Below are 18,547 nucleotides of genomic sequence, written 5' to 3'. Positions count from 1 at the left end.
CCATGACTCTTCCCAGTTGCGACCCCAGAGACGAACAGGCGCGCATGAGCCGCCGCCGCTGTCTGGGCCTTCTCGCTGCCAGCACGTTGCCAGCCGGCATCCTGCCTGGATGTGCCCTGGTTAACACCGAATCTCCTTATTGGGCAACTGTGGCGGCGGTCGGCGGCTTTGGTGGCGATGCACCGGTGACCCGCGCGCAAGCGGACGAACTGCCCTATGCGTCGATCCTGGCCTGGCTGGAAGGTGGCAACAAGGCCTTCATGGTGTTGGGTGAAATCGGCCAAAATGGGGCACATTATTATTATAGCCAGTCACGCCAGGTGCTGGTGACGCGCGGCCCGTTCCTGGTGCAGACCGTGGGCCTGCCCGGCGACCTGTCGCGGACCCGCTTCGTCGGCGACAGGGTGCCCGATCTGCGCGATCTGGTGGGCAAGGACTGGGTGCGCCATGTCGATATCCAGGCGGCGGGCCTGTTCGAGCTGCCGGTGAAGGGCCGGGTCACACTGATGGGAACGGAAACGGTGACGATTCTGGACCGGCCCGTGACCCTGACCCACCTGCGTGAGCAGGTGACAGCCGGCGGCCTGAAGCCCTGGGAGAATGATTACTGGATCGAGGCGGAAACCGGCTTCTGCTGGAAATCCCGTCAGCACATCCATGACCGGACCGAACCGGTGAATATCGAGATCACCAAGCCCGCCGGCTGAGGGACAGTGCGAATACCCCAAGGTCGGCGACCGCCGGCCCGGCGCCCATGCGCCGCAAGCCAAGGGCGCGGATGCGCCCGCCCGGCACCTGAGGGACAATGCAAATGAAAAGGGCCCCCGACGATGCCGGGGGCCCTTTTGAACGTCCAATAAGTCCACAGCCTCTTGGTGCGAACCCTAACGCGCGACTCAGCGAGAGCTGGTGGTCGTGCTGGTCGAGGTCGGCGTGGTCTGCGTGCCGGGGCCGGGACCCGGATTGACGACTTCTTCGTCACCACCGCCAGAAGCGGCCGCCACGATGCCGGCAACGGCAACGGCGCCAACAACAGCGACAGTGCCCAGGGAACCCAGGGCGACACCGGAAGCGCCAGCACCCGCAGCGCTGCCCGTGGCAGCCGGGGCGGCGGCCGGGGCGGAAGTGCTCTGCGCATTGGCCATACCCGGCACGACTGCCAGGGCGACCGCAAACGTCAGGGCCAGGAGTTCCTTTTTCATTTGGTAAATTCCCCAGAGGTTGGACTGTTGTGCCTTATACCACTTCTTTTTCGCGTTGCGAGAGGCTTCTTACGTTCAAGCCCGCCGAAAATCGCTGCGGCCCGGCCGACGGCAGCCCGGCCGCGGACCGACGGCGCCGGAGCCAGCGGCGATATTTCTCCACAACCCATTGATAACACGTAAAGAATTTGGGGGTGTGGAAACCTTGTCCGTCAGCATGGTCCACGGGCGGATGACGGGAGCAGCCGGGCGCGTTACCGCAAAATCGTCATAGTTGCCGCGCTGCAACTGCGGAGCGGCAACAGGGGTGCGATCCGCGGCCACCAATATTGATCAAGGATCATGAAGAGCCCAATGCAATTTCGGCGCTGAACAGACCGGCGATTCGGTTTATACCTTTCGGCGGAGGTACTTATCCAAATGCAGAAACCCGCCGACGACCGGACCATCCGCCTGCAACTGTCGCTTCTGCAGGAGGATCTGGGCCGGCTGCGCAGCCGCTGCGAGGCCCTGGCCCCGCCGCCCGACGTCACCACCGCCTTGAAACAATTCAAGGAATTGGGCCCCGCCTTCGAAGCCGTGGCCGCCTTCATCTCGGTGCTGGAGGCCAATACCACCCGGCTGGACCATGAACGGCGCATGCAGGTGGAAGAACAACTCTCCCATCTTACAACCGGCCTGTGGACCCTGCAGCTGGTGGCCGTCGAACCCCGGCTGAAGCGGATGGTCGACAATATCGGCCACATGCCCATCGGTACCCGGTTCGTGCTTCAGCGCTGGATGAAGCGCCTGATCGAACTGCGGGAGGAGACGGAGGTGGCCGCCCGGCTGGAGGATGGTCTGCTGGCGCGGGTGGAGGCCCTTTCCCGACGACTGGCGGAGGAGGCACCGGACCTGATGGACCTGGGCAGCCCCTGACCCCGAACTTCCTAGCCAATTCCCGGCGCAACCGTATAATCTGCGCCATCCGCCGGCATGCCCGGCACCGGCATCGGGAACCGACAAGCGCGATGAGCAGCATTCTTGAGATTTTGAAGCCCTATGGACGCCCCAGCCCGAAGGAGGAGGCCGTCCTGGACGCCATCCTGGAACGGGTGGGACGCGGATCGCTGTCGCCCGAAGATGCAATCGACGAGATCATCGAACGTCTGAACTGGCCGCTGGAACGCGCCGCCGCCGAAGTGGACGGCTATCTGGAATAATACCATCTGTCCTGAATCACGACAGATGGTACGGCGACGCCCGACGCCTGAGGGTCATGAATCCTGATCACCGGTCATGATTCATGACCGGTGATACGGCGGCGTCCCGCCCGTGGCGAAGTGCTTTGGGATAGGATGGCCGCTTGGGACTGGCCTGCGCGCTTTGATTGCGTCATCGTCGGGGCAATGGGGCGGGTGTCTGCACGGGCGGCCCCCCTTTTTTGCCTGCCAAGCGGAAACAGCCGGCGATGCGTCTGCGCGTATTGATTCCCCTGCTGCTGCTTGTGATGGCCGGCGCCCTGGTGGCGCTTGCCATGATCGACCTGTCGGAAGACTGGGAGGGCAAGCAGGCCGCCGAGCGCTATCTGGCTGCCGATCAGGCCAATGGCCGGCTGGTGGAGATCGGCAGTGCGATGGCCATGGAACGGGGCAGCACCTATGTGCTGCTGATGCTCCCGCGCAGCAACCGGCTGTTCAGCCTTGGTGACATCCGACGCCGGACCGACGACCGGCTGAACCAGCTGGAAACCCAGCTTCGGCAACCCGTCGCGGCACCCCAGGGCAGCGACACGCTGCTGTCGGCCATCGCTCCCGTCCGTCGCACCCTGACCCGGCTTCGGGCAGAGGTGGACGCGGCCTTGCTGCTGAGCCCGGAACAGCGACCGGCGGGCCTGGCCGAACGCTGGTTCGGCAGCATGACCGGCGTCATCGATCAGGTCCGTCTGATCAATCAGGCCCTCATCGACAGCGCCCCCATCAAGGATGCCGATATCGCGGCCCAGACGCCGCTGCGCAACGCCGCCTGGGCCGCCATGGAGCAGGCGGGCCGCGTCCGCGCCCTGCTGGCCGGTGCCCTGATCCGCGGTTCCGATCCCGGCAGCCAGGCCGGGCTTGCCGAAGCGGAGACCCGGTTCAACCTGGCCTGGGAGAATGTGCGCCAGCTGGCCGCGCAGAGCGACGGGGGCATGGCCCCGGTGCGTCTGGCCGTGGGGGCCGCCGACAGTCTGCTGGCCAACCGCGTCGAACCACAGCGCCGCCGCGCCATGGAACGCGTGCTGGCGGGCCAGCGCGACCCGATGCTGGCGGAGGAATGGTTCGCCATCGCCACCACGGGGGTGGAGGCGATGATGGCCGTCCAGGCCGCGTCGCTGCAGGTGACGGAACTGCGTGCCCGCGATCTGGCGCAGGCGGCCATGGCCGAAGTGACGCGGGGCGTCATGCTGTGCATGCTGGTCATGGTCATCGGCGCGGCCGCCCTGCTGATCGTGCATTGGCGCGTGCTGCGGCCGCTGGGACAGCTGACCTCCGTATTCGAGCAGATCGCGCGCGGGCAGACCGACATGGACATGCCGGACATTTCCCGCGGGGACGAGGTGGGGGACCTGGCGCGGGCAGCCTCGGCTTTCCGCGCCGTGCATCTGGCCGGACAGTCCCTGGCCGAAACCCTGCGCCGGCGCGAGCATCTGCTGGATCTGTTCATCCGCCACGCGCCCACCGCCATCGCCATGCTGGACAACCAGATGCGCTATGTCGCGGTCAGCCGGCGCTGGCTGAAGGATTACGGGCTGGGCGACCGCGATATCACCGGCCTGTCGCATTACGACGTCTTTCCGGAGATCGACGAGCGCTGGCGCGCCATTCACCGCCGCTGCCTGATGGGGGAACGCGCCGCCGCCGACGAAGACCGCTTTGTCCGGGCCGACGGGTCCGTCAACTGGGTCCGGTGGGAAATCCATCCCTGGCATGATGTCGACGGCTCCATCGGCGGCATCGTCATGTTCACCGAGGTGATCACGGCCCGCAAACAGGCAGAGAATGAGATGCGCCGCCTGACGGCGGAATTGCAGGCCATCGTCGACAGCGCCGACAATGCCATCGTCGCGACCGCTCCCGACGGCACCATCCGGGCCTTCAACCGCGGGGCCGAACGGATGCTGGGCTACCGGGCAGAGGAGCTGATCGGTCGGGAGACGCCCAAGCTGTTCCATGAGAAGGGGGAAGTGGCGGAGGCGCTGGCCAAGCTGGTCGCGGCGCGCGGCAAGCCCGTGCCGGACCCGTTCGAAGTCTTCGTCCACCGCGCACGCGACGGCAAGCCGGACCAGCGCGAATGGACCTATGTCACGCGCGACGGCCGCCATGTCCCCGTGCTGCTGTCGGTCACGGCCATCCGCGATGGCAATGGGGAGATCCAGGGCTTCCTGGGGATCGCCAATGACATTGCGCATCTGAAGGAGATGGACCGGCTGAAGTCGGAATTCATTTCCACGGTCAGCCACGAACTGCGCACGCCGCTGACCGCCATCCGCGCGTCGCTGGGCATGGTCAATTCCGACATGTTCGGCCCCCTGCCGGCCGAAGCGCGCCAATTGACCGATATCGCCCAGGAAAGCACCGAGCGCCTGATCCGGCTGATCAACGACCTGCTGGATATCGAAAAGATCGCGTCGGGCAAGATGCGGTTCGAGACGACGCCGCGCGCGCTGGCCGACCTGCTGGAACAGACGATACGCGACAATGCCGCGCTGGCAGAGCGCGCGGACGTGCGTCTGCTGGCGGGGCCGGGTCTGGCGGCGGACAGCCGCACCGATGCGACCGTCACCGTCGATGCCGACCGCATCGTCCAGGCCTTCACCAACCTGATCAGCAATGCCGTGAAATTCTCCCCGGCCGGCGCCTCTGTCACCCTGTCGGTGGAAGACCGCCCGAACGGCATGGTGCGCGTATCCGTGGCGGACCGGGGTATCGGCATCGATCCGGACTTCCACGACCGCATCTTCCAGCGCTTCGCCCAGGCCGACGGCTCCGACAGCCGGGCCCGGGGTGGCACGGGCCTGGGGCTGGCCATCACGCGTGAGATCGTGGAACGCCATGGCGGCCGCATCGGCTTCGATACCGAACCCGGCCAGGGCACCTGCTTCCATATCGATCTGCCGCGCGCGGCGGGAGCAGCCGCGGTGCCCGCCATGGCCGGCGCGATGGTGCCCGGCCCGTCGCAGATCCTGGTCTGCGAGGATGATCCCGATATCGGCCGGCTGCTGTCCATGCTGCTGCGCCGGGCCGGATTCGTGCCGACGCTGGCGCCGACGGCGGGCGATGCCCTGGACCTGCTGGCAAAGCGGCCGTTTCAGGCCATGACCCTGGACCTGAACCTGCCGGACCTGCCGGGCATGGCCCTGTTCCGGGCCATCCGCGCCAATCCGGAAACACGCGACCTGCCCGTCATCGTGGTCACGGCCACGGGCGACGCCGAACGCGACGCGGTGGAAGGCGAGGCCATCGGCATCATCGACTGGCTGTCCAAGCCCATCCATGAAGGCCGGCTGGTGACGGCCCTGCAACGGGCCGTGACGCCGCGCGACGGTCGTCGCCCCCGCCTGCTGCATGTCGAAGATGATGCCGACATCAGGGCCGTCGTCCGCCATCTGCTGTCCGAGCAGGCGGATGTCGTGACGGCGGCGACCGTCGCGGACGCGCTGCGCGAGGCCGGTGCGGGCCCGTTCGATGTCGGCATCATCGATATCGACATGCCGGACGGTTGCGGACTGGACGTGATCGCGCATCTGCGCGATCCGCAGGGCGGTCCCGTGCCCATCGTCGTCTTCACCGCCGCGGACGCCGGCGCCGTGCAGCACCGGCAGGTGGCGGCCACCCTGATCAAGTCGCGGGTCCGTAACGAGGAACTGGTTCAAACCATACGTGGCCTGATACAAAGACTGACCCCGGCCGGAGACGTCACCCGGCCGCCTGACGCTGTGGAGCCCCGATCATGATGCCTGCGCTGGACCGTATCCTCTATGTCGAGGATGAGGAGATGTTGCGCACGGTGACCAATCTGGCACTGACCCGCATCGGGCATTTCACCGTCGAACTGTGCGACAGCGGCACCAAGGCGGTGGAGACGGCCAGACGCTTTCGCCCCGACCTGATCATGCTGGACGTGATGATGCCGGTCATGGACGGGCCCGCCACCCTGCGCGCCCTGCAGGACGATCCGGAAACGGCCGCCATACCCGTCGTCTTCATCACAGCCAAGGTGCAGCCACGCGAAGTGGAGGCATTCCGTGCCCTGGGCGTCATCGACGTCATCGCCAAGCCGTTCGAGCCGATGACGCTGGCCAGCCAGGTCCGCGCCATCTGGGAACGCCACCACGCGGGTTGAGGTCGGGGAAAGGCTGGCCGGCGGTCAGACCTTCCTGCCGCCGGGATCAACCGGCTGACAGGATCGTCGCCGCCAGTCGCGCGGCCTGAACCCGGATGTCGGGCACGGCCGTGATCTCCCACAAGGTTCCCTTCATGATCGGCCCCATGGCGTAAAGGCCCGGCACCACGGCCCCGTCGCGCGACAGCACCCGCGCATCGCCATCGGTTTCCAGGCCCAGCCGCAAGGGATCGGTCCGCGCCAGCCCCTTATCCAGCAGCCCGCGCAGCAGCGGGTCGCGCGTGCCGGCAATATCGCCACCCGGCCCCACACAATTGATGGCATGCTGCACCGTCAGGGATTCAGCCACGTCCCACCCCCGTGGGCGCAGACGCAGCGACAGGCCGTCGGTGCCCGCTTCCGCCAGCCGCTCCAGGCGGCCGGCCACCACGCGCATCCGCCCTGACGCCATCATGGCCCGCAGCCGGTCATCGACCGGCGGGGCCAGCCGGTGGCGATGCACATCCCACCAGGGCCGCAGATGCCGCAGGAAACGGGCCCGCACCGCGACGGGCAACCCGTGCCAATAGGCACCGGTGCCGCCGCGCAGACTGTCGATCACCGCGTGCCATGACCCGCCCGCCGCCGCGGCCGTGCGCACCGCCTCCCGCACGGATTTCAGCGACTGGGACAGGCTGGGGCCGATGGCGGGCGGGACGGGCGCAGCCCCGACCCCCGGTCCGGCCGCCGCATGCCGCCGCGGCAGCAATCCCCGCCGCGACAGGGCCAGGATCGGTCCCCGGTGGCCCTGGTCGGACAGCGACAGCGCCACATCGACCATGGTCAGGCTGGTGCCCAGCAGCAGGACGCTGTCCATCTCTGCGATATGGCGCAGGGCGTTCGGCGCCCACGGATCGGTCTGGAAGCGGAATGATCCAAGCAGATCCTTGTCGACGCCCGGTGGCAGATCGGGCGGGAAATTGCCGACGGCGATGACGGCACCATCGACATCATAGCCCCGGCCCACGCCCGTGGTGAGGCGGAAACGTCCATCGTCCGACCGGACCAGCGCCACGGCATCGTCAGCGACCAGCACCAGACGCCCCACCGCGTCCGATCCCGTGGCCGCCTGGGCCAGCATGTCCTGCAGGTACTGCCCATAGGTGGCCCGCGCCACAAAGCCGGCCGGGTCGGCCATCTCGTTCCGGGAACGTAACCAGTCAATGAAATGACCCGGCTGGTCGGGAAATGCGCTCATATTGCCGGCGCGCACATTCAGCAGATGCGCACCATGGCGGGTGCTGTAGGCAACGCCCTTGCCGAAGCCCCGGGCGCGTTCCACCAGCAGCACGCGGGGTGCCGCATCCCCCGCCGCCAGCAGATGCAGGGCGACCAGCGCCCCGCTGAACCCCGCACCAAGAACGGCAATGGTCTGACGGCGGGGGCGGCTTTTCATGCGGGCTTCTCCGGGGCTCGAACTCCTACTTTGACAGTAGGGAATATCGGCGCGCTTTCGTCAAGCCGCTTGCCCTTGACCGTTTGATGACCAGGGCCCGCAGCGGCTCGTACCAGGTTGCGGAGAGTAGAACTGGTACCAAGGGGCATGGAACATGCCCGCGTAAGCCAAGCCGCCGGATGGCGGCGCCCGGCGACTGAGGCGCGGCATCATGCCAATCCGCCGAAGGCTTGACCTCTGGCGGATTGGAGGCCAGCGACCGCTGGCCCGCGGGCCCATGCCCGCGTAAGCCAAGCCGCCGGATGGCGGCGCCCGGCGACTGAGGGAGCATGCAATCAGATGACGAAATCCAGCGGATGGCTGAGCGAGCGGCGCCGGCGGGAGGCTTCGGCCAGGGTACAGCGGTCCAGCACCGTCGCCATGGCGTCGCGGGCCTTCAGCATGGCCCAGCGGATGACGCAGGTGGCTGCGTCCTCGCAATCGTCGCAGGGTTCGAAACGCAGCCGGCTGGCGCAGCGGATGGGGGCCAGCGTGCCGTCAATGACGCGGATGATGTCACCGACCGACAGGTTTTCCGGCGCCCGGCCCAGGCGATAGCCACCATGGCGTCCGCGTTGGCTTTGCAGCAGGCCGGCCTTGCGCAGGTCCAGCAGGATGGCTTCCAGGAATTTCGCCGGAATATTCTCCGCCGACGCGATCTCCGCGATCTGGACCGTGGTCGCTTCCTCGTAATGGTCCGCCAGATGGATACAGGCGCGAAGGGCGTATTTAGCCCGCTGTGTCAGCATCGCGATTTGATTCCCGGCACGCAACAATGGGCCTTTTCATGGCCCTTCCCGGGGCGGATGGCAAGGGCTGCTTTTTGCGGGCCGCCCCTGCCCGGCCCGGTGCCGGCCGTTGCAGCCCATCAATCGGCCACGTTCACCTTCATCCGGGATCAGGTGTCGGCCTGCGCAGTATCCGGTGTCGGATCCACCCGCAGCAGCGCCGCCAGCCGCTCGCTGATGGCGTGGTCGGCCCGTTCACCGGCCGCCGCCAGCACGGCCAGCACCCGCGTGATGCCTTCACGCGGGGTACCGGCATCGATGGCCTGTTCCACCTCACGCGCGGCCGCGGACATTTCCATCAGGCCAAAATTGCCCGACAGGGAGATCATGGAATGGGCATGGGTGCGGATCGTGTCCAGCGGGGTGGTGGGGTCCAGCGCGGCGGCCAGCCGGCTGCGCAGGGTGGAGGCCAGCTCGATCATCATCGTGTGCAAGGCGCCCGCCCCCATCAACGCCTCCAGCTGGGCCTGCATTTCCGTGGAGATGACGTCGGGTGCCATGACCGGCGGCGGCGCACCGGCCACCGGCGGGGCATCGGCAACCGGCCCGCGCTCGTGCCGCGCCGACCCGATGCGCTGCGACCAGCGGGCCAGATTGGCCACCAGATGCTCGGCCTCGATCGGCTTGGCGATATGGTCGTTCATGCCGGCCTTGCGGCAGCGCTCCACCTCCGACGCCAGGGCGTTGGCGGTCAGGGCCACGATGGGGATGCGACCGGCCACCGATGGCAGGGCCCGGATGGCACGGGTGGCCTCCAGCCCGTCCATGCCCGGCATCTGCACATCCATCAGCACCAGGTCGTAATGCTGGCGCTGCACGGCGGCCAGGGCAGCGGCACCATCGACGGCGATGTCGACGCGGTGCCCGGCCCGTTCCAGGATGGCGCGGACCAGCAGCTGATTGACGGGCAGATCCTCGGCCACCAGTACATTCAGGGGGCGGCTGCCCTCCGCCCCCTCGCCGGCGCCCGGCGTGGGCAGGGCGGGGGCATTGCTGGGCGGTTCGGTGGGGCGCAGCGGGATTTCCACCCAGAAAAGGCTGCCCCGGCCCACCTCGCTCTCCAGCCCGATGCTGCCCGCCATCAGCCCGACCAGACGGCGGCAGATGGCCAGACCCAGCCCCGTGCCGCCATAGCGCCGCGCCGTGGAGGCATCGGCCTGATGGAAGGGCTCAAACAGGCGCACCTGCCGCTCCGGGGCGATGCCGATGCCGGTATCCTCCACGCTGATGCGCAACCGGTCGCCCGCCGCACCGGGCCTGACGGCCGCCGTCAGGGACACGCTGCCCGCCTGGGTGAATTTGGTGGCATTGTTCAACAGGTTCAGCACGATCTGGCGCATGCGCGTGGGGTCCAGCAGCAGCCAGGGCGGCAGATCCGACGCCAGATCCACCTTCAGGGTCAGCCCCTTCTCCTGTGCCATGGGCCGCACCAGCTCCACGCAGGTTTGCAGCATCCCCACCGTGTCGGTGGGCATCTCCTCCAGCTCCAGATGACCCGCATCGATCTTGGAGAAATCCAGCACGTCATTGATGACGGCCAGCAGCGTGCGCCCGGCTTCGGCCTGCAGGCGGATATAGCGGCGGCGCTCGGTCTCCGGCAGGTCAGCCGTCAGCAGCAGGTCGGCAAAGCCGATCACGGCGTTCAGCGGTGTGCGCAATTCATGGCTGACGGTGGCCAGGAAGTCGGTCTTGGCGCGGGCCGCCGCCTCCGCCTCCCGCCGGGCGGCCAGCAGCGCCTCCTCCTGCGCCGTCCGGTCGGTCACATCGCTCAGCGCCCCGAACAGGGCCACCGGCCGGCCGTCCGACCCGGTTTCGACAACACCGCGTGTCACCACATGGCGTATTTCCCCGGTCGGGCGGATGATGCGCAGGGCCATTTCATAGGAACTGCCCGTCTGCATGGCGGCCTGTACCAGTTCGCGCAGGCGGTCGCGATCCTCCGGATGATGGGCGGCCAGCGTGGCCTCCAGCGTCGGCACGAACCGGTCCTTGCGCAGCCCATGGATGCGATAGACCTCGTCCGACCAGGTCAGGCGGCGGGAACGGATCTCAAATCGCCAATGGCCGACCATGGCCACTTGCTCGGCCAGGCGCAGCAGGCGGTTGGCCTCGGCAATATCGCGTGCCTGGGCCAGGCGCTTGCCCGACTCGCGCGACAGCATCCAGAACAGCACGATCAAGGCCGCGCTGGCGATTACGGCCGCGATCAGCGACCGGCCGGCCAGGCTCCACCAGGAATCCAGGATTTCATCGACGCTGCGCGCGACAATGGCGATCAGCGGATAGGAACGGATATGCCGGAAGGCCATGATCCGCCGCACGCCGTCTATGGCGGACAGGTTGTCCGTCACCCCGTCGGACACCTGCAGCGCCTGCCTGATCAGGGTTGTATCGGCCAGCGACTGCCCCAGGCCCACGGGCCGGTCCGGGCTGTCTTCACGCGATGACCGGGCGCGGATGATCCCGTCGGTGCCGACGATGGAAACGGCCCCATCCTGCCCCAGGTCCAGCCGGCGATAATAGCCCGACAGATAGAAGGGATCGACCGACAGCACGATGACGCCGTTGAAGGACCCGTCGGGCGCGTTCAGCCGCACGGACACGGGCAGGGCCCATTTGCCCGACAGCCGCCCGATGATGGGCATGCCGACATAGGCCTGACCGCTGTCCTGACGGACATGCACGGCAATATGCGGCCGGTCCAGATAATTGGTGATGCGCGCTTCCGGCCCCAGCCCCAGGGTGGAGGCGATCAGATAGCCGTCAGCGCCGACAATGGACATCTGCACCGTGAAACCCGCGGGCAGCGCGTGGCCGCCAACAAACTGGCTGGCATTGAACGCCGCAGGGTCGGCCTCGTATTGCTGCTTGGCTTCCCGCAGCAGATTGTCCACCGTGGACAATATCCAGAAGGACTGTTCCTCGAAGGCCAGCGCCAGATTGGCCACGTCACGCTTTGCCTGCGCCAGCGCGCGGTCGCGCTCCAACAGCAGCAATCCCCCCACCCCGGACCAGAGCAGGGCCAGGGCCAGGGTCAACGCGAGGACCAACTTCCTGGAAGCGAGCAACATCAACTCCCCTTTACCGGGGCAGAGTACTTCGAACAGCCCAATTGATTAACAAATGATCAAGGATAGCAGATGCGCGCAGAAGGTTAGGTCGGCCACGGCCATTACCCGCGCGCCATCGGTACGGCGCAAAATGCAGCTCCATCGCTGGCGGATATTTGCCACAGGGCTATCCGACGTCGGATGCGGTCGGGTATCGGATGGCGACGATCTCCAGCTCCTCCAGCCCGGCCGGTGTGCGGACAGGGACCACATCCCCTTCCCGCGCCTTCAGCAGCGCGCGGGCGATGGGGGAAACCCAGCTGATAAGGCCGGGCCCCATATCCGTTTCGTCGACGCCGACGATGGTCACGGTGTTTTCCGTGCCATCCTCACGCGCATAGGTGACGGTGGCGCCGAAGAACACCTGGTCACGGTGCTTCTGCTGAACGGGATCGACAACATTGGCGATTTCCAGACGCTTGGACAGGAACCGCATGCGCCGGTCGATCTCGCGCAGGCGCTTCTTGCCATAGATGTAATCGCCATTTTCCGACCGGTCGCCATTGCCGGCCGCCCAATGCACGATCTCCACCACCTTGGGCCGTTCGACCCGCAGCAGGTTCTGCAGCTCGGCCCGCATGCGCTCGAATCCCTGCGGGGTGATGTGGTTCTTGGCCCCGGCCGGCAAAGGGCGCGGATCATCGGCGCCGTCATCATCGTCGGCCGCCGCGTCCCGCGCATTCTCATTCACCCAGGCCTTGCTCATCCCACCCATCCCTGCTGAAAACCGGGTCCTGGTTTAGCGCGGATGGGCGGGTTTGGGAAAGGGGGCGCGGGGCGGCCTCACTCGGCGGCCTTGCGCCCGGCCTTGCCCGTCGCCTTGCGGGGACCGGCGGCCTCTGCCTCCACCGGGGCTGCCGCACCGTCGTCCCCCGCCACCAGGGCCGCATGTTCCTCGCGCAGGGCGTTGATGACACTGTTCCAGTCGCCCAGCGAGGTCTGGCGATGGATGCGGTGCTTGGGGTACCAGGGCGATCCGGTGGTGCCGATTTCCCAGCGCCAGTCGACGGCATGGGCCAGCAGCAGAGAGACCGGCGCGCCCATGGATCCGGCCAGATGGCCCACGCCCGTATCCACGGCCACGACATGGTCCAGATTGGCGATGACGGCGGCCGTGTCGATGAAATCGTTCAGGACCGGTGCCATGTCATGGATGCGATCCTTGAAGGCCAGCACATCGCCGGCGCGCGGACCGACCTGCAGCGAAATCCACTGCGCGTCGGGAATGGCGTCCAGAACCTGATGCAGCAGGGCCAGCGGCAAGGACCGGCGCGCATCTTCGGAATGCTGGGGCCGGCCGGCCCAGACGATGCCGATGCGGCGCCTGCCCTCCTGCCGGGGCGGCAGCAGGGTAGCGCCGCGCGCCACCTCCGCGTCCGACAGTTTCAGCCAGCCGGGCAGCAGCGGCAGGTCGGGCACGCGCAGCGACAGGAAATGCGCCAGGCTCAGCAGCGGGATATGATAGTCGAAATTCTCCTCCACCCCGTATTTGTGGGGATTGTCGGGGCGGGAGATGACGCGGAATCCGGGGCCGTCCAGGGCGGCGGCCAGCACCCGGACCAGCGGCGCGCTGACCTCCAGCACGATCTCCGCCGGGTTGTGGCGCTGGCCCAGGATGCGGGCCAGGGGCGCGAACTGGATGATGTCGCCGAAACCCTGTTCGCCCCAGACATAGATGCGCTTGCCCGTCAGGTCGTCACCACGCCATTGCGGGGCCGACAGCATGCGGCGCGGTTCGGGGAACTGGTCCCAGACCCAGCGCCATTCGTAATCGGCCCAGCCCTGGGCGTAATCGCCCTTGGCCAGGCAGGCCAGCGAATGGTTCCAGCGGGCCAGGGCATTGCCGGGTGCCAGCTTCAGCGCCACGGCCAGCGAGGCCGCGGTGGCATCGATGAAGCCCGCCGTGCGCAGCGCCTTATCCAGGGTCTGCAGCACCTCCTCCAGCCGTTCCAGGCGGCCTTCGGGCAGCCCCTCCGGCAGCATGGCCAGCGCCGCGCGCAGTTCGGGCAGCCGGTCACCCACTTCGCCCACAAGCTGCTGACCCAGATCGCGGGCTTCCGGCAGGATGCGGCCGAACAGAATGACACCGATGACCAGGGGGACAACCGCCTCACGCGCGCGGTTCATCCAGGCCAGACCCGTGCCCATGTTCACCCAGGCCGAATAATTCAGCGGCGACATGTGCAGGATGCGGCGATAGAGCGGCAGCGCATCTTCATGCTTGCCCTGGGTCTGCAGCATCACGGCCAGATTGACCATGGCGGCCACGGCGCGGGGCACGTCGCCCATGCGCTCGAACACGGTGCCCAGCGAACAGTAATAGAGCGGTTCCCCCGGTTCCAGGCGCTGGGCATGTTCGAACAGGCCGGCGGCCCGCATATTGTCGCCCTGGAAGGCGGCGATGACGCCCAGCTGATGCAGCGCCGGGGCCGTCAGTTCCGGCCGTTCGGTCAGTTGCAGAAAGACCTGTCGGGCCTGATCCAGCTGGCCCGTGGACTGCAAATGCAGTCCCGTCGCGAAGGCCGGAACACGGCGACCGATTTCCAGCAGGACGGCCCCGCTGCGTTCGACGACGGGGATGGACATGTCGCCATTGTTACTGACGTTCATCTTGCTCATTGCCTTTGATGGGGGCCGACGTCATCTGGACCTGGGCGTAGACCTCGCCGTCCCCACCGGTCGTGGCCACGGCAAAGGTCTGACCGGAGCCCGCGACCTGACCGCCACTCTGGCTGGCGGCGCCGTCGGTTGCAACCGTTGCACCGCCACCCGATGCGCCGCTGTCGCCGGTGCTCGTCGTACCGCTGCCGGAACTGGAGGAGGTGGTGGTGGAGGAACTGCCGCTGCCTGTGCCGGTAGAGGTGGAGGTCGACGTCGAAGTGGTGGCCGTGCCGCCCGCCGCCGCGGTCACGGGGGCCGTCGTCGTGGCCACCGGGGCCGGAGCCGTCACGGTGGCCACGATGGGCGTGGGCGCCACGGTGATGGTCGGCACGACGGCGGAAACGACGATGCGCGACACGGTGCTGGTGGTCAGGGTGGCGGCGGGTGTCACCACCAGCTGACCGGTCTGGTACTGGATGGAATAGTTGGACAGACCCGTCCCCGTCGCTGCCGCGGCGGTGATGGTATAGGTGCCGGCCGCGGCCGCTGCCGGGCTGCCGGGGCTGGTCAGGGCCACCTGGGCCACCGTATCGCCGTTCAGCAGGCCGCTGGCGGTGAAGCCGGTCAGGGCCAGGTCGGTGCCCGACACCTTGGTGGCGTTGGCGGCCGCAATGGTCAGGCTGGCCGGCGTGACATTCAGCGACCCGTTCACATAGGAGATGGCGTAATTGCCGATCCCCGTGCCGGTGGCGGCCGACGCCGTCACGGCATAGCTGCCGACACCGGCCGTGGCGGCGCTGCCGGTGCTGGACAGGGCCACATTGCTGACGCTGTCGCCATTGACCAGACCGGATGCGGTGAAGCCCGTCAGGCTGGCGATACCGCCATAGACCTTGCTGGACGTCCCGGCCACGATGGTCAGCGCCTTGGGCGTGACCGTCAGGGTACCGGCAGCATAGGTGATGGCATAGTTCGACAGGCCCGTGCCCGTGGCCGACCCCGCCGTCACGGCATAGGTGCCGACGCCGGCCGTGGCCGTGCTGCCGGTGCTGGACAGGGCCACATTGCTGATCCGGTCACCATTGACCAGACCCGACGCGCTGTAGCCTGTCAGGCTGGCGGTGCCGCCATAGACCTTGCTGGCATTGCCCGCCACGACGGTCAGCGCGGCCTTGTTCACGGTCAGGGTGCCGTCGACATAACTGATAGTGTAGTTGTCCAGACCCGACCCGGACACGCCGTTGCCCGTGATGGCATAGGTACCGGCCGCGGCCGTCACGGCGGCGCCCGCGCTGGACGGATCGACGCCCGTGACGCTGTCGCCATTGACCAGACCGGAAACGCTGTAGCCGTTCAGGCTGGCGCCCTGGCCATAGGTCTTGGCGACATTGCCGATGCTGATGGTCAGCGAGGCCGGGGTGACGTTCAGGCTGCCATTGGCATAGACGATGTTGTAATTGCCCAGGCCGGTGCCGGTGGCATCACTGACGCTGATACTGTACCGGCCGACCGGGGTCGTGGCGTCGATGGCAGATCCCGACAGGGTCGCGCCGGTGACGCTGTCGCCATTGACCAGGCCCGAGGTGCGGAACCCGGCCAGCCCGCTGCTGCCGCCGCTGCCATAGGTGCGGTTGACGTCATTGGCGGTGATGGTCAGCGTGGCCTGATCGACGGTCAGCGTGCCTTCCTGGTAGGTGACGCTGTAATTGCCCAAGGCCGACCCGGTGGCGCCGGAGGCGGTGACCCGGTAGCTGCCGACGCCGGCCGTGGCATCGGAACCGGCGCTGACCAGGGTGACGCCATCCACCCGGTCGCCGTTCAGCAGGCCATTGGCGGTAAAGCCGGTGGGGTTGGCGCTGGTGCCATAGATCTTGGAGCTGTTGCCGGCGATGATGGTCAGCGCCGCCGGCGTCACGGCCAGCTGCCCTTCCACATAGGTGATGGAGTAATTGTTGACGCCCACGCCCGTGGCGCTGGCGGCCGTGATGGCATAGGTGCCGACGCCGGCCCTGGCGTCCTGACCCGTGCTGGTCAGGCTGACGGCACTGATGCTGTCGCCATTGATCAGCCCCGACGCGCTGAAGCCGGTCAGCGCGCCGCTGCCGCCATAGACCTTGCTGGCGCTGGCGGCGGTGACGGTCAGCGGGGCCGGGGTGACGGTCAGGGTGCCGTTGACATAGGCAATGGCGTAATTCTCGATGCCGGACCCGACGGCGCCGCTGGCGGCGATGCCATAGGTGCCCACGCCGGCGCTGACGTCCAGACCCGTGCTGGTCAGCGTCACCGTGCTGAGACTGTCCCCGTCCAGCAGGCCCGACACGCTGAAGCCCGACAGGGTGGTGCTGGCGCCATACAGCTTGCTGGCATTGCCGGCCGTGACGGTCAGCACGGCCTTGCCCACGGTCAGCGAACCATCGGCATAGGTGATGCTGTAATTGTCCAGGCCGCTGCCCGTCGCCCCCGTGGCCCGGACGGCATAGGTGCCGATGGCAGCGTTGGCCGCCGCGCCGATGCTGTCCATGGTGACGGCGCCGATGCTGTCGCCATTGACCAGGCCCGACACGCTGAAGCTGGTCAGGCCCGCCTGTTCGCCATAGGCCTTGACATGATTGCCGGCCGTCACGGTCAGCGCCGCCTTGTCGACGGTCAGGGTGCCCGCGGCATAGGTGATGGTATAGTTGGACAGGCCCGTGCCCGTCGCCCCGGACACCGCAACGGTGTAGGTGCCGACGACGGCCGTCGCCACCGCGCCCTCGCTGCTCATGGTGATGGCGGTGACCCTGTCGCCATTGACCAGACCCGACGCGACATAATCGGTCAGCGGCGCCACACTGCCATAGATCTTGGTGGCATTGCCGGCCGTCACGGTCAGCGGGGCCGGATCGACCGTCAGGGTGCCATTGGCGTAGGTGATCGAATAGTTCGACAGGCCCGTGCCGGTCGCCCCGGACGCGCTGATCGTATAGAGGCCGACGGCGGCGGCCGCACCGCCACCCGCAGAGAGCAGGGTCAGGCCGCTGATCTTGTCGCCATTGACCAGACCCAGGCTGTCATAGCCCGTCAGGCTGGCATTGCCGCCATAGGTCTTGGTGGTGTCGCTGGCCGTGATGGTCAGGGCGGCCGGGTTCACCGTCAGCGTGCTGCTGGTATAGGTGATGGAATAGTTCGACAGGCCGGTCCCCGTGGCCTCGGCGGCACTGATCGTGTAGCTGCCGACGCTGGCGGCGGTGCCGCTGCCCGTGGAGGACAGGGTCACACCGCTGATCACGTCGCTATTGACCAGGCCGTCGCTGGTATAGCCGGTCAGGTTCAGGCTGTCGCCATAGGTCTTGGTGGCCACGCTGGCCGCGATGGTCAGCGCCTTGGGCGAGACCGTCAGGGTACCCGTGGCATAGGTGATGGAATAGTTCGACAGGCCGGTCCCTGTGGCAGCACTGCCGCTGATCGTGTAGCTGCCGACCGACGCCGCCGTACCGGCACCGCTGCTGCTCAGGCTGACGGCGCTGATGCTGTCGCTGTTCAGCAGCCCGCTGCTGGTATAGCCCGTCAGGCTGGCGCTGGTGCCATAGGTCTTGGATGCGCCGCTGGCCGTAATGGTCAGGGCGGCCGGGTTCACCGTCAGGGTGCCCTCGGTATAGGTGATGGAATAGTTGGACAGGCCGGTCCCCGTCGCTCCGGCGGCACTGATCGTGTAGCTGCCGACGCTGGCGGTGGTGCCGCTGCCGGTGGAGGTCAGGGTCAACCCGCTGATCACATCGCCATTGACCAGACCCGCACTGGTATAGCCCGTCAGGCTGACGGCATTGCCATAGGTCTTGGTCGCCCCGCTGGCCGTGATGGTCAGGGCGGCCGGGTTCACCGTCAGGGTGCCCTCGGCATAGGTGATCGAATAGTTCGACAGCCCCGTGCCCGAAGCACCCGACGCGCTGATCGTGTAGCTGCCGGCATTGGCGGCCGTGCCCGTGCCGCTGCTGGCCAGCGTCACGCCGCTGATCACGTCGCCATTGACCA

At 67.4% G+C, this 18,547-nt stretch carries 12 protein-coding genes; 5 read left to right on the top strand and 7 right to left on the bottom strand.

Annotation, left to right across the window (positions count from 1 at the left end; all coding sequences use genetic code 11):
- Positions 1 to 2 precede the first annotated feature (2 nt).
- Entirely contained in the window at positions 3 to 707 is a 705-nt protein-coding gene (locus tag ACODTW_RS22040) for a YjbF family lipoprotein (protein WP_488948243.1), read from the top strand.
- A 189-nt stretch (positions 708 to 896) separates the two neighbouring features.
- Here the strand turns inward: ACODTW_RS22040 and ACODTW_RS22035 are convergent, their stop codons facing one another.
- Entirely contained in the window at positions 897 to 1,202 is a 306-nt protein-coding gene (locus ACODTW_RS22035; RefSeq protein ID WP_488948242.1) for a hypothetical protein, read from the bottom strand.
- Positions 1,203 to 1,622: 420 nt separating this feature from the next.
- Between ACODTW_RS22035 and ACODTW_RS22030 the strand changes: the two genes are divergently transcribed.
- From ACODTW_RS22030 to ACODTW_RS22015, 4 genes are all read left to right on the top strand, one after another.
- On the top strand, positions 1,623 to 2,120 hold the full coding sequence (locus ACODTW_RS22030; RefSeq protein ID WP_488948241.1) for a hypothetical protein: 498 nt from the start codon (positions 1,623 to 1,625) through the stop codon (positions 2,118 to 2,120).
- A gap of 92 nt (positions 2,121 to 2,212) precedes the next feature.
- Positions 2,213 to 2,404: a hypothetical protein gene (locus tag ACODTW_RS22025; protein ID WP_488948240.1), complete on the top strand. Its 192-nt coding sequence runs from the start codon at positions 2,213 to 2,215 to the stop codon at positions 2,402 to 2,404.
- 248 nt (positions 2,405 to 2,652) lie between these two features.
- A complete protein-coding gene (locus ACODTW_RS22020; RefSeq protein ID WP_488948239.1) occupies positions 2,653 to 6,174 on the top strand; it encodes a PAS domain S-box protein in 3,522 nt (1,173 codons plus the stop codon).
- Positions 6,171 to 6,563: a response regulator gene (locus tag ACODTW_RS22015; RefSeq protein ID WP_488948238.1), complete on the top strand. Its 393-nt coding sequence runs from the start codon at positions 6,171 to 6,173 to the stop codon at positions 6,561 to 6,563. Before ACODTW_RS22020 ends, ACODTW_RS22015 begins: the two co-directional genes overlap by 4 nt.
- Positions 6,564 to 6,609: 46 nt before the next feature.
- Here the strand turns inward: ACODTW_RS22015 and ACODTW_RS22010 are convergent, their stop codons facing one another.
- From ACODTW_RS22010 to ACODTW_RS21985, 6 genes are all read right to left on the bottom strand, one after another.
- Positions 6,610 to 7,998, bottom strand: coding sequence for an FAD/NAD(P)-binding protein (locus tag ACODTW_RS22010; protein WP_488948237.1), 1,389 nt, complete (start codon positions 7,996 to 7,998; stop codon positions 6,610 to 6,612).
- A gap of 335 nt (positions 7,999 to 8,333) precedes the next feature.
- On the bottom strand, positions 8,334 to 8,786 hold the full coding sequence (locus ACODTW_RS22005) for an RrF2 family transcriptional regulator (RefSeq protein WP_488948236.1): 453 nt from the start codon (positions 8,784 to 8,786) through the stop codon (positions 8,334 to 8,336).
- Between the two features lie 149 nt (positions 8,787 to 8,935).
- On the bottom strand, positions 8,936 to 11,896 hold the full coding sequence (locus tag ACODTW_RS22000; RefSeq protein ID WP_488948235.1) for an ATP-binding protein: 2,961 nt from the start codon (positions 11,894 to 11,896) through the stop codon (positions 8,936 to 8,938).
- Between the two features lie 166 nt (positions 11,897 to 12,062).
- Positions 12,063 to 12,641, bottom strand: a complete 579-nt coding sequence (greB, locus tag ACODTW_RS21995) for a transcription elongation factor GreB (RefSeq protein WP_488948234.1) — start codon at positions 12,639 to 12,641, stop codon at positions 12,063 to 12,065.
- 77 nt (positions 12,642 to 12,718) lie between these two features.
- Positions 12,719 to 14,545, bottom strand: coding sequence for a tetratricopeptide repeat protein (locus ACODTW_RS21990; protein WP_488948233.1), 1,827 nt, complete (start codon positions 14,543 to 14,545; stop codon positions 12,719 to 12,721).
- Positions 14,532 to 18,547, bottom strand: a 4,016-nt coding sequence (locus ACODTW_RS21985; RefSeq protein WP_488948232.1) for a beta strand repeat-containing protein, incomplete at its 5' end; no start/stop codon positions are given. The genes ACODTW_RS21985 and ACODTW_RS21990, both read right to left, overlap by 14 nt.

The sequence above is a fragment of the Niveispirillum sp. FG148 genome (assembly GCF_057809655.1).
The sequence above is the reverse complement of the archived record's forward strand: the minus strand, read 5'-3'. Positions and strand labels throughout refer to the sequence as shown.

Bases quoted from the DNA above. Each gene is read 5' to 3' on its own strand.
- ACODTW_RS22040 (WP_488948243.1), top strand. From the start codon at position 3: ATGACTCTTCCCAGTTGCGACCCCAGAGACGAACAGGCGCGCATGAGC.
- ACODTW_RS22035 (WP_488948242.1), bottom strand. From the start codon at position 1,202: ATGAAAAAGGAACTCCTGGCCCTGACGTTTGCGGTCGCCCTGGCAGTC.
- ACODTW_RS22030 (WP_488948241.1), top strand. From the start codon at position 1,623: ATGCAGAAACCCGCCGACGACCGGACCATCCGCCTGCAACTGTCGCTT.
- ACODTW_RS22025 (WP_488948240.1), top strand. From the start codon at position 2,213: ATGAGCAGCATTCTTGAGATTTTGAAGCCCTATGGACGCCCCAGCCCG.
- ACODTW_RS22020 (WP_488948239.1), top strand. From the start codon at position 2,653: ATGCGTCTGCGCGTATTGATTCCCCTGCTGCTGCTTGTGATGGCCGGC.
- ACODTW_RS22015 (WP_488948238.1), top strand. From the start codon at position 6,171: ATGATGCCTGCGCTGGACCGTATCCTCTATGTCGAGGATGAGGAGATG.
- ACODTW_RS22010 (WP_488948237.1), bottom strand. From the start codon at position 7,998: ATGAAAAGCCGCCCCCGCCGTCAGACCATTGCCGTTCTTGGTGCGGGG.
- ACODTW_RS22005 (WP_488948236.1), bottom strand. From the start codon at position 8,786: ATGCTGACACAGCGGGCTAAATACGCCCTTCGCGCCTGTATCCATCTG.
- ACODTW_RS22000 (WP_488948235.1), bottom strand. From the start codon at position 11,896: ATGTTGCTCGCTTCCAGGAAGTTGGTCCTCGCGTTGACCCTGGCCCTG.
- greB (WP_488948234.1), bottom strand. From the start codon at position 12,641: ATGAGCAAGGCCTGGGTGAATGAGAATGCGCGGGACGCGGCGGCCGAC.
- ACODTW_RS21990 (WP_488948233.1), bottom strand. From the start codon at position 14,545: ATGAACGTCAGTAACAATGGCGACATGTCCATCCCCGTCGTCGAACGC.